The following is an 11,518-nucleotide window of genomic DNA, read 5'->3' as shown; positions in this document are numbered from 1 at the left end:
AGCGATATGAATCCAAGGAAGCCGCACGTCGATTGGGACAGCCTTTTCGGCGACGATTACGATTACTTCGACCTTCCCGACCTCACCTCGGAACTGAGCGGGATCGAGGCGTCGAGCATGGTCGCACTCGGTGGATTCCAGCCGGGAACACGTCTTCTGGACGCGCCGTGCGGACACGGCCGACATGCCAACCTACTGGCCTCTCGGGGCTATCGGGTGGTCGGTGTCGACCGCGACGAGCGCTTTCTCGAGATGGCCCGCGACGAGAGCGCGAAAATGGGGGTCGAGGTCGATTACCGGCACGTCGACCTGCGCGAGATGTCCTTCGAGGAAGAATTCGACGCCGCCGTTTCCTGGTACAGTTCCTTCGGCTACTTCGACGACGAAACGGACCGGGACATCCTCCGGCGCTACCGTCGCGCACTCCGGCCCGGCGGCCGTTTCCTGCTCGACATGCATTCCCCGTACCGGCACATCCCGAGCGTGCTGGCCAACCACGACATGCATGTCGACGTCCTGCGCCGCGGACAGGACCTCGCGATCGACATCCAGGAGCTGGACGCCGAGGCGAGCCGCTACTACGCGGAGAAGATCACGATCCGGGACGGGAAGGTGGAGCGGGCCCGCTACAGCGTCCGCATGTTCACGGCCCCCGAGATCCTGGAGTGGTTCCGCACCGCCGGCTTCTCCCAGGCACGCGTCATGAACGAGACGGGCGGCCCCTTCACCGTCAGCAGCCGCCGCCTGGTGGTGCTCGGCACCGCCTGAGCCCGCCCCGCCCCGCCCCACCCCCCACCTCGTCCCGTCCCGGCGCGCGGACCACCCGCCCCGGCGGGTGCCGTGCGCGCCGGGCCGCTCCCCGAGACGACTCACCGTGACCACCATTCGCGAAAGAGGGGTTCCCGTGGACACCGACACCGACACCGCCACTGACACCGCCACCGACGCCATCCGCCCCACCGTGCCGATCGGCCCGCTGCGCACCTCCGGTCCCGACATCGACGTCGACGCCCTGCGCGCCCACTACGCCTCGTACCGGTGCGCCCAGATACCACAGGTCGTCGACGCCACCGCGCTCAAGGCGGCGGCCCTCTCGGCGTACCGGCAACTGGGCGACGAACCCCTGGTCGACGCCCAGGAGCACAGCTCCGACGACGGCGGGCTCGGCTACGGCTTCCGGTTCCAGCGCCTCGACGCCAAATCCGACTCCCCGGCCCACTCCGCACGCGTCACGGCCGTCCTCCGCGACCACGGCCTCCTCGACTGGGCCGAACACGCGGCACGGCAACTGCTGCCCGTCGTCGACACCATCACCGGCCGTTCCCTGCGCTACGAGCGGGTGTTCCTCCTGGCCTACCGCGAGGGCGACTACATCGGCCCGCACGGCGCCGAGCAGGACACCGACCTCGACCGGTTCAACCTCCAGTTCCCGCTCTGCTACGACACCGTCGGCACCATGCGCGTCCTGCGCGAGGGCTACTTGGAACCGATGTACGACCGCGAGGGCGACGCCAGGCTGCTCGGCCCCCGCATGTGGCACGAGGTCCCGCCGCTGCTCCGGCTGCCCGAGGGACGGGACCCGCTGCGCCTGGTCGTCTCGCTGCGGCTCATGGCCCGCCGATGACCGGTGTCACGACCGCCGCCGAACGCGCGGCGCGCGCCGCGGAGGTCGCCGCCGTGGCCGAGGAGGTCTTCCGGCGCCACGGCGCGGACTTCCGGTCCGCCCGCCGCACGTCCGGCCGGACCAACGCCACCTGGCTCGGCGGCGGGTTCGCCGTACGGGTCGCGGGCACCACCGCGGCCCGGGACCTGGTGCGCGAGACGCGGCTGGCCGCCGTGCTGCCCCCCGAGGTGCGCTATCCCGAGGTCCTCGCGTCCGGCCGCACCCGCGGCTTCGAGTGGGTGGTCACCCGGGAGATCGAGGCGGTCTGCCTGGACGACGCCTGGGCCGGCCTGGACGGGCAGCAGCGCGTGGCCGCGACGCGGCGGCTGTGGGAGCGGGCACGGGCGGCGCACCGGGTCGACCCGGCGGCCGCCGCGCCCCTGGCCCGCTCCCACAACCCGTTCTACTCGCGGTCCCCGGACGAGGCCGACGCCGCCCTGGGGCGGCTGCACGCCGCGGACGTGCTCACGGCAGGGGAGCGCAAGCGGCTGTCCGCCGCCCTGGAACGGCACTGGGCGGCCCTGCCCGGCGCCCCCCGGGTACTCAACCACGGCGACCTCTCCCCGGTGAACGCCCTGTGGGACGGCACCGACGTGGTGTCCCTGCTGGATTTCGAGTTCGCGGTCCTCGCCCCCGTACAGCTGGACCTCAATGAACTGGTCAAGACGGCCTTCGCGCCCCCGGAGCCCGGCACCGGGACCACCAGCGCGGAACGCGCCGGCCGCGCGCTGCTGCAGGAGACGGTGACCGCACTGGCCGCCCCGTTCCTGCGCACCGACGACGACGCCGCCCTGCTGATCGGCCACTCGATCCAGCTGGAGACCTGGGGCCTGGAGCGCGAGCTGGCCAAGCCCGGGCGGAAGGACCACCGGGACTGGGAGCCGTACCGGATGCTCGTCGCGTGCGCGCACGGCGACGGCGGCTACTACGAGCCCCTGCTGGGGCGTTGAGTCCGGGGCCCCGAGGTCCCCGGGGAGAGGCGGGGTGATGATACGGACGCTGTTCGTGGACGCCGGCGGAGTGCTGTACAACAACGTCAACGAGGAGACGGACTTCCTCGACCGGGTCGCCGACCGCTACGGCGTGGACCGCGGGGAACTCGCGCGGCGCGTGGAGGCGTCCGCGCCCCGGTACGAGAGCGGCGCGAGCCACGTGCACCGGGTGATCGCACGGCTCGTCGCCGGCGGGAGCGGCCCCGTGGCCGGAACGCCCGCCGAGGGACGCTGGATGGACCGCGCGTACCTCGACAGCGTCCGCCCCCACCCGGACAGCTTCCGCGTCCTGCGGGAACTGCGGGAGCGGTGGCCGGACGTGCGGCTGGTCCTCACCAACAACGAGGCCGAGCACTGGGACCGCCTGAAGGACGAGGCGTACGGACACTTCGCGCTGTTCGACACGCTGTGCTCGTCCTGGCGCACGGGCCGGGTGAAACCGGCGCCCTCCTTCTTCAGAGAGGCCCTGCGCGCCTGCCGTGCGACGGCCGCCGAGACCCTGCTCGTCGACGACCGCACCACGGTGCTGCGGGTGGGGACCGGACTGGGCATGCGGACCCTGCACGTGTCCGTCCCGGAGGTCTTCGCGGATCGGCTCGGACCGGCGGTGCGGGGCGACGCGCTGCCGTCCGAGCCGTGAGGGCCCCCCTCGGGAGGCCCCGAGGGGGCGGCTTCAGCGGGGGATGTCCCGGACGTTGTCCAGGACCTTCCGGAACGCCCGTGCGATGTCGTCGACGGCGTCGAGCGGGGCGAGGAGCACCTCGTGGCCGAAGCTCACCACGCTCTCGTACAGACGCGTGGCGACCGGAAGGTCGAACCGGGCCGGATCCACCCGCTCCAAGTGGCGCGTGTCGGTGGCGAACCGCCGGCGCGAGGCCGGCCGGTGCAGCGGGTTGTCGTTCAGGGGCCGGTGCGTCTGCATCACCGCGAAGCCCAGCTCGGCGGTGAGCGCGCGGGCTATCCGGTCCACCGGCGCCACGGCCAGCACCTCGTCGGGCAGCCGCACCATGAAGCGGTAGTAGGCGCGGTCGGTGGTCCCGCGGGAGGTCTCCTGGACCGTCAGCCCCATCTCGTCCAGGCGGCCCCCGAGGTGCTCCGCGGCCCGTACCCGGCGGGCGTTCTGCCCGTCCAGCAGGGCCAGTTGGTCCAGCAGCACCGCCGCGTGGAACTCCGACAGGCAGGCGTTGCTGCCCATCATCCGGCCGGTCTCCTCCAGCTCCATCTCGCCCACCCCGACCGGCCCGGGCCGCAGCACCCGCCCGTCCGCGCGCAGATGCTCCGCCCGGTTCGCGACGTCCGCGTCGTCGGTCACCAGCGCTCCGCCCTCGCCGCAGGTCAGCAGCTTGCTGCCCTGCATGCTGAACACGCCCGCAGTGCCGAACGCGCCCACCGGCCAGTCGCCGTAGCGGGCGCCGTGCGCGTGCGCGCAGTCCTCGATCAGCGGGAGACCGTGCCGCTGGGCGATGTCGAGCAGGGAGTCCAGATCGGCCACGGCCGAGTAGGCGTGCACCACGGTGATGGCCCGGGTCCGCTCGGTGATCGCCGCCTCCACGGCCGCCGGGTCCAGGCAGTAGGTCCGCGGATCGACGTCCACCAGCACCGGAACGGCGTTGATGCCCAGCACGGCCGACGCCGACGCAACCCAGGTGAGGCCGGGCACGATCACCTCGTCACCGGCGCCGACCCCGCACGCCTCCAGGGCGATGGCCAGCGCGGCCGTTCCGGTGGCCACCGGCACGCACAGTGCCGAACGGCAGTAGTCCGCGAAAGACTCCGCGAATTGCCGTTCGTAGGACTGCCGGCCCTGATAGGCGCAGCTGATGGTCCAGCGCCCGCTCGTCAATACGTCTTCGAGACTTTTGAGCGCCCGCTCGCCCGGCTGCGGCCAACGCGGCCACTCCCGGTCCGTGAGACGCGGTCCACCGGCGATAGCCAGTGCATTTCCCATGTCTGCCCTCGCTTTCGAAAATTCGACGGATGGGGAGAGAAAGTTACGCACCTCCGTTCGCCGTACGCCACAGCGAGAAGAGTGCCTCCGAACAGATCCGCACCCCGTCCCGTTCGACCGAGGAAAGCGCGCACTCGAACGTATCGGTACGCTGCGGCTGACCGGACGGCCGAATAGCCGGTCAGTTCTTCGCGTCTTCGCGACCAAAGGCGGGAAAGCATCAGGTGAAGGAGTCAGAGATGTCCGGTAATCCCCGGAAGCGGCACGACGGCACCGGCACCGGCACCCACCGGACGGGCGGGACGGCCCCCTCCGGCCCCGTCCCCCGGCACGCCCGGACCGTGATCGTCGGCGGCGGACTCGCGGGCGTCGAACTCGCCGCCGCGCTGGCCGCCCACGGCGCCGAGGACGTCCTGCTGCTGGAGGCGGGGCCCGGCGAGGACCTGGCCCACATCCACATGACGCACTCCCAGACGCACGCCACCGAGCTGGTGTTCGCTCCGGAGCGAGACCCCCACTTCCACCGGTCCTGGCGGTCCGAGGCACCCCCGCACTACACCGGCATCTCCGGGCTCCGCCGCAGGCTGGGCGGCCGCTCCCTGTACTGGCACGGCGTGGTGCTGCCCCTGGAGGACTGGGCCCTGGGCCCGTCGGACTGGCCCGCCGAGGTCGTCACCGCCCTGACCGCCGGCGCCGTCGGCGAGCCCTCCTGGTACGACCGGGTCACCGCGGACCTGACCGCGTGGAGCGGCGGCCGCCTGTGGGACGCCGCCCAGCCCGGCCGGACCGTGCTCGGCGGCCAGGAGTTCCGCCCGCTGCCCCGCGCCTGCCGGCGCCTGCCCGGCACCGACCACTGGGAGGCCTACACCGCGCTCGACGCCTGGCGCGGCCCCGACGGCCGGCCCGCCCCGCCCCCCGGCGTCTCGGTCCGCTGCGACACCGAGGTGCTCGCCGTGGACGTACGCGCCGGACGGGCCCGGGGCGTCCTGGTGCGCGCCGCCGACGGGACCACGGCCACGGTCGCCGCGGACACCGTGGTGCTGTGCGCGGCCACCGTGGAGAGCACCCGGCTCGCCGCGCACGCCCTCGCCGCCGCGGGCGCCCTGCGCACTCCGCGGCTCGGCGGCCTGGCCGACCACCTCGTGCAGGGCTTCACGGTCCGGCTGCCGGCCGGCCCGCTGCCCCCGCCCGGCTCGTACCACGTGCCGACCGACCCGGAGCTCCGCTCCTACCTGCGGATGGACGTGCACCCCGACGGGCCCGGCCGGGCGCTGCTGGACGTACGGATCACCGGGGAGCAGCTGCCCAACCAGGAGAGCGTCGTGGAGTGCAGGCCCGCCGGGGACGCCTCATGGCGGGCCCACGTCCGGGCCGCGCTGCTGCCCGAGGACCACAAGGTGATCGGCGCGCAGCGCGACCTGCTGCACGACTTCTGGACGACGGCCGCCCGCGAACTGGGTGTGCCCGCGGCCCCGCTGGAGTTCACCGGCTTCGGCGACACCGGCCGCGACAACACCCTGGTGCTGCCCGACCGCACCCGGAGCCAGCCGCAGGGCCGGCCCGAGACCTGGACGAGCCTGCTCGGCACCGAGGACCACGAGGGCGGCAGCCTGCCGCTCGGCCGGCTGCTCGACGCCGGCCACGCCTTCCACGCGCTGCCCGGCCTCCACGCCGCCGGACCGGCCGTCTTCCCCCGGCTCGGCGCGGCCAACCCGTCCCTGACAACCATCGCGCTCTCCCGCCGGCTCGCCGGACTGCTCGCCGGCGCCTGACGCCCCTCCGCCCGCCCGACGGCCCGCCCAGAGCCGGCATCCGCGCCCCCCGCCGCGACCACCGCGACCACCGCGACCCCCGAGACCACCGAGCCCACCCAGGAGGTACCACCGTGCCGGGACCCGGATACCGCTTCTTCGGCGACGAGGAACGCGCCAACGTCATGGCCGTGCTCGACCGCTGGTACGCCGACCGTGAGGCGTTCGACGACCCCGGCGAGCGGGAGTGGGTCCGCCGCTTCGAGCAGGCCGCGGCCGAACGGTTCGGCGCCGCCCACTGCCTCGGCGTCAACAGCGGCACCTCCGCGCTGGTCGCCGCCCTCGTCGGACTCGGCATCGGACCCGGCGACGAGGTCATCGTGCCCGGCTACATGTTCGTCGCCTCGATCGCCGCCGTGCTGCACTGCGGCGCCGACGTGGTGCTCGCCGAGGTCGACGAGTCCCTCACCCTCGACCCGGCCGACGTGCGCGCCAGGATCACCCCCCGCACCCGGGCGATCATGCCCGTGCACATGCTGGGCGCGCCCTCGGACATGGCCGCGCTGCGCGCTCTCGCCGACGAGCACGGACTGCGCCTGCTGGAGGACTGCGCGCAGAGCGCCGGCGGAACCTACCGCGGCCGTCCGCTCGGCACCCTGGGCGACGCCGGCACCTTCTCCCTCAACCACTACAAGGTGATCACCTCGCTGCAGGGCGGTTTCGTGCTCACCGACGATCCCGCGGTCTTCCAGCGGGCCTACTCCTTCCACGACCAGGGCTGGTTCCCCTACCGCCAGGACCACGGCGAGGGCGATCTGCTGCTCGGCATGAACCTGGGACTCGGCGAACTGCACGCCGCCGTCGCGCTCGCCCAACTCGGCAAGCTGGACCTCGTCCTCGACCGGGTGCGCGACGTGAAGCGCCGGCTGACCGAGGCGATCGGTGAACTGCCGGGAGCGCGGCCGAGGCACTCGCACGACCCGGCGGGGGAGTGCGGCACGACCGCCGTGTACGTCTTCGACGACGCCGCGCACGCACGGGACGTGGCCGGCCGGCTCCGCACCCGGACGCTCCTGGACTCGCCGACGCACTACTACGGGGGGCTGCCCGCGCTCACCGCGTTCGGCCGCGGCGACCGTTCCGTCGTACCGTCCCGCGCCCCCGGGGGACGCCCCGCCCCGCACCCCTTCGAAGCCGGTGCGCTGCCCCGCACCGACAGCGTCCTCGGCCGCTCCGTAGCCCTCGCCACCGGCGTCTCCGACGGCTACCTCGGCCCCGGGTTCGGCGTCCACCCCGGCTCCTCCCAGGAGGAGATCGAGCGCGCGGCGGAGGCGTTCCGCCGCGCGGTCAAGGGCGAGACCCCGGCCTGACCGACCGGTCCGGCGGCCCCGCGAGGATCAGGCCGGGCCGCCGGGCCCGGCCGCGTCCCGCACCAGCGCGGTCAGCTCGTCCGCGACGCCCGGCGCCGCGTACACCAGCCAGCGCCCGTCCAGCCGGCCGCCGCCGCGCAGGTCGTCCACGCGGCCGCCGGCCTCCGCCACCAGCAGCGCGGCGGGCGCCCGGTCCCAGACGTGCCCGCCCTCGTCGACCAGCCCCTCGGCCCGGCCCTCCAGCAGATCGGCGACCAGGCACACCGAGGAGTCGATCCACCGCATCCGGCCGCGCACCGGCTCGACGGGGGAGTCCGGCATGAGGAAGCCGCCCACCCGGGCCGCCGAGAGCGGCCCGGGCGTCTGCGGCACGCGCAGCGGACGCGAGGCCGGCAACGGCCCGCCGCGGGCGGACGCGAACGCGCCGCGGCCCCGCGCCGCCCACCACCGGACGCCCTCGGTCGGGCGGCTCAGCACGGCGACCCGGAGCTCCCCCTCCACCTCCAGGGCGACATGGGTGCCCCAGTCCCGCCGCCCGGCCAGGAAGGGGATCGTGCCGTCGATGGGGTCCAGTATCCAGCGGCGCCGCGATGCCGTTCCGAGCGTGCCGCTCTCCTCGCTCAGCACCGCGTCGCCGGGCCGTTCCTCCGCCAGCACCGCCAGCATGGCCTTCTCCACCGCGAGATCGGCCTCGCTCACCGGGCTGCCGTCCTCCTTGTGCCGTGCGGCCGGACGCCGGCCGAAGAATTCCAGTGCCAATGCGTCCGCCAGATCGGCGAGCCGGTGCGCGAGTCGTATGTCGCCTTCATTCACCATCGGCCCACCATAGCCACGGGACTCGTCCACGCGGACACCCCGGCTTTCCGCGCATTCGGCGGCCGACTGGTTGAACACCCGGCGGGGAAAGCCGCACGGCGGCCCGCGATGTTAGCCTCTGGCATGCTCTTGGAGAACACGCTCGTGGAACGCCGGAGCCTTCTCCGGCTTGTCGAGGAAAACTTCCGCAACTTCTTTCCCGATGAACGGGAATTACCCGAGCCGGAGTTCTTCCCGCTCGGAGAGGACAGCTGGTCGTACCGCTGCGGACCCCTCTGGATCAGCGTCCGCCGCGATCTGGACGGCCATTTCCCCGCAGCGTACGAGGTGCCGCTCCTGCTGCGCGAGAGCGGAAAGGACTACGTCCTCGCCCCGCTCCCCGGGCGGGACGGGCGGATCGTCCACCGGATCGCGGGACTTCCCGTCGTGGTGTTTCCCTACGTCGAGCGCGCCGTCGCCGCCCCCACGCCCCCCACCGCCGGGCAACTCGACCTGCTGGCGGCCAGGTTGCGTGAGGTCCACGCCTTCGACCCGCCCGCCTCCCGGTCCGTCGGCATACCCGTCGAGGACTTCCGCCTCCCCTTCGAGGAGGACCTGGACAAGGCGCTCCAGACGGCCCTGGGCGGCGGTGCGGACGCCTGCGGGCCCTACGGCGGCCGGCTGGCCGACCTGTTGCGGCGACGGCGGGACCACCTCGCCGCGCTGCGCGAGGAGGCCGCCTCCGTGGCCGACCGGTGCACCGCCCTGTGGCACGGCGAACGCCCCGCCCTGACCCACGGCGACCCCAGCACGACGAACGTCCTGTTCGGGCAGGGCGTGGACATCATCGACTGGGGCGGGGCGATGTGGGCCCCGCCGGAGCGCGACTGGGCCGCCCTGACCAGGGTGTTCGGCACCGCCCCCGAGGGGCGCGCGGTCTTCCTGCGGTTCTACGAACTGCGCTGGGTGCTCGCCGAGATCACCGAGTACGCCGGCCGGTTCACCGGCCTCCACACCGGGGACGCCGACGACGACGCCATGTGGGGCCGGCTGACGCGCTACCTCCCGCCCGCCTGACCCCGCGGGGCCGGGGCCCACCGCCTCCCCACGCCACCGTGACCGACCCGTACCGAAGGACCGCCGTGAGCCTGGTCAGCGTCCACAACGAATGGGACCCGCTGGAAGAGGTCGTCGTAGGCACCGTCCGCGGTGCCCGGCCGCCGGCAGCCGACCGGAGCCCGCTCGCCGTCGGGTGCGCCGGACGCACCGGCGGGGCCCCGGGCACGGGCCCCGGCCGGTGGCCGGACGACGCCCCGGCACCCTGGCCGGACCGGGTCCTCAAGGAGACGGAAGAGGAACTGGAAGGCCTGTGCGAGGAGTTGCGCGGTCTCGGCGTGACGGTCCGCCGTCCCCGGACCCGTGACCGCGCGGACCTGTCCGGCCGGACGGCCGACGGCCACCCCGGCCACCCCGGCCACCGCCCCCGGGCCGGGCTGCTCACCGTCGGCGACACCGTCATCGAGACCCCGGCGGCCCCGCGCGCGCGGTTCCCGGAGGCGTTCGCCTACCGGGAGCTGCTGACCGAGTACCTCGTCAGCGGCAGCAGATGGATCTCCGCGCCCGGGCCCCGCCTCGCCGGCGCGATGTACGACCCCGGCGCCCCGCCCGGCGAGCGGCTGCGCGAACTGGAGCCGGTCTTCGACGCCGCGAACGTGCTGCGGCTGGGTACCGACCTGCTGTACCTGGTCTCCGACAGCGGCAACGAACTCGGGGCCCGCTGGCTGCAGTCGGCCGTGGGCGGGACCTACACCGTGCACCCCTGCCGCGGGCTGCACGCCCCCACCCCCCTCGACCTCACCCTGCTCCCGCTCCGCCCCGGCCTGGTCCTCACCAACCCGTCCAGGGTGACCGAGGACAACCTGCCGGCCGTGCTGCGCTCCTGGCGGCGGATCGAGTGCCCCGTCCCCGCCGGAACCGGCGGCGCGGGGGACGCGCCGCACCGCTCGACGTGGACCGGGACGGGCCTGCTGGTGGTCCGGCCGGGCCTGGTCGTCGTGGACGGCCGGCAGCGGGAGCTGATGCGCGTGCTGGAGCGGCACGGCGTGGACGTGCTGCCCCTGCGGCTGACCCACTCCCGGATCCTCGGCGGCGGGTTCCACGGGTTCGTCCTCGACGTCCGCAGGACCGGAACGCTGCAGACGTACCGCTTCTGACCCGCGGGCCCTCCCGCCCCGCGTCACCCACCGAAACCCCGCAAGGAGGCGCGGATGCGCCAGCTGAGTGTGCAAGGAGCCTGGCTGTCGGAGACCCGTGCGTTCGCCGACGGCCGGGGCGAGTTCCAGGAGCTCTACAGCGGCCGGGCACTGGGCGACGTGCTCGGTTACGACCCCGGCGTCGCCCAGGCCAACCGCTCCGTCTCCCGGCGGGGCGTGCTGCGGGGGGTGCACTTCGCCCAGATGCCGCCCAGCCAGGCGAAGTACGTCACCTGCCTCAGCGGCGCCGTCCTGGACGTGGTGGTGGACATCCGCGTCGGTTCGCCCACCTACCGCTCCTGGGAGGCGGTCAGGCTCGACGACCCGCACCGCAGCCTGTACATCGAGGCGGGGCTCGGCCACGCGTTCCTGGCGCTCACCGACGACGCCGTCGTCGTCTACCTCACCTCGCGCGGCTACGCCCCCGGACGGGAGCACGGGGTGCACCCGCTCGACCCCGCCCTCGGCATCGCCTGGCCCGAGGACCTCGAACCGGTGCTCTCGGAGAAGGACCGCACGGCCCCGGGGATCGACGAGATGGAACGGCGGGGCCTGCTCCCGTCCTACGAGGACTGCGCCGCCTTCCACCGCTCGCTGCGCGGGCGCGCCGCGGACTGACCGCACGCGGGGGGGGGGACCGGGGGGGGGGGGGGGGGGGGGGGGGTGGGGGTGGGGGGGGGGGGGGGGGGGAGAGGGGGGAGGCCCAAACGCCCCACACCACCCCCCACAAAAGGAAAAAAGTCACCC

At 74.0% G+C, this 11,518-nt stretch carries 11 protein-coding genes; 9 read left to right on the top strand and 2 right to left on the bottom strand.

Going from position 1 to position 11,518, the window contains the following annotated elements:
* Positions 1 to 6 precede the first annotated feature (6 nt).
* From AC07A6_RS32050 to AC07A6_RS32035, 4 genes are all read left to right on the top strand, one after another.
* On the top strand, positions 7 to 768 hold the full coding sequence (locus tag AC07A6_RS32050; protein WP_478779463.1) for an SAM-dependent methyltransferase: 762 nt from the start codon (positions 7 to 9) through the stop codon (positions 766 to 768).
* A gap of 136 nt (positions 769 to 904) precedes the next feature.
* Positions 905 to 1,624: a StsF protein gene (locus tag AC07A6_RS32045; RefSeq protein ID WP_478779462.1), complete on the top strand. Its 720-nt coding sequence runs from the start codon at positions 905 to 907 to the stop codon at positions 1,622 to 1,624.
* Positions 1,621 to 2,613 (top strand): phosphotransferase family protein, encoded by a 993-nt coding sequence (locus tag AC07A6_RS32040; protein ID WP_478779461.1) that lies wholly within the window; start codon positions 1,621 to 1,623, stop codon positions 2,611 to 2,613. The genes AC07A6_RS32045 and AC07A6_RS32040 overlap by 4 nt, the downstream gene beginning before the upstream one ends.
* Before the next feature lie 37 nt (positions 2,614 to 2,650).
* A complete protein-coding gene (locus AC07A6_RS32035) occupies positions 2,651 to 3,295 on the top strand; it encodes an HAD family hydrolase (RefSeq protein ID WP_362466742.1) in 645 nt (214 codons plus the stop codon).
* A gap of 33 nt (positions 3,296 to 3,328) precedes the next feature.
* On the opposite strand, the gene AC07A6_RS32030 is transcribed toward AC07A6_RS32035, so the two are convergent.
* Complete coding sequence (locus AC07A6_RS32030; RefSeq protein ID WP_478779460.1) at positions 3,329 to 4,603, bottom strand: DegT/DnrJ/EryC1/StrS aminotransferase family protein; 1,275 nt, start codon at positions 4,601 to 4,603, stop codon at positions 3,329 to 3,331.
* Between the two features lie 239 nt (positions 4,604 to 4,842).
* Here AC07A6_RS32030 and AC07A6_RS32025 point away from each other — a divergent pair, with 239 nt between their 5' ends.
* Positions 4,843 to 6,375 carry a GMC family oxidoreductase gene (locus AC07A6_RS32025; RefSeq protein ID WP_478779459.1) on the top strand — a complete coding sequence of 511 codons (1,533 nt, stop codon included), beginning with the start codon at positions 4,843 to 4,845 and terminating at the stop codon, positions 6,373 to 6,375.
* A gap of 113 nt (positions 6,376 to 6,488) precedes the next feature.
* Positions 6,489 to 7,724, top strand: coding sequence for a DegT/DnrJ/EryC1/StrS family aminotransferase (locus AC07A6_RS32020; RefSeq protein WP_478779458.1), 1,236 nt, complete (start codon positions 6,489 to 6,491; stop codon positions 7,722 to 7,724).
* A 27-nt stretch (positions 7,725 to 7,751) separates the two neighbouring features.
* Here AC07A6_RS32020 and AC07A6_RS32015 read toward each other — a convergent pair whose 3' ends face one another.
* A complete protein-coding gene (locus tag AC07A6_RS32015) occupies positions 7,752 to 8,540 on the bottom strand; it encodes an inositol monophosphatase family protein (protein ID WP_478779457.1) in 789 nt (262 codons plus the stop codon).
* Between the two features lie 123 nt (positions 8,541 to 8,663).
* Here AC07A6_RS32015 and AC07A6_RS32010 point away from each other — a divergent pair, with 123 nt between their 5' ends.
* From AC07A6_RS32010 to AC07A6_RS32000, 3 genes are all read left to right on the top strand, one after another.
* A complete protein-coding gene (locus AC07A6_RS32010; protein WP_478779456.1) occupies positions 8,664 to 9,596 on the top strand; it encodes a phosphotransferase in 933 nt (310 codons plus the stop codon).
* Between the two features lie 65 nt (positions 9,597 to 9,661).
* Positions 9,662 to 10,732 carry an inosamine-phosphate amidinotransferase 1 gene (locus tag AC07A6_RS32005; protein WP_478779455.1) on the top strand — a complete coding sequence of 357 codons (1,071 nt, stop codon included), beginning with the start codon at positions 9,662 to 9,664 and terminating at the stop codon, positions 10,730 to 10,732.
* A gap of 54 nt (positions 10,733 to 10,786) precedes the next feature.
* A complete protein-coding gene (locus AC07A6_RS32000) occupies positions 10,787 to 11,389 on the top strand; it encodes a dTDP-4-dehydrorhamnose 3,5-epimerase family protein (RefSeq protein WP_478779454.1) in 603 nt (200 codons plus the stop codon).
* Positions 11,390 to 11,518 lie beyond the last annotated feature (129 nt).

It is taken from the genome of Streptomyces sp. NPDC044002, assembly GCF_056434525.1.
This window is presented reverse-complemented; position numbering and strand designations above follow the sequence as displayed.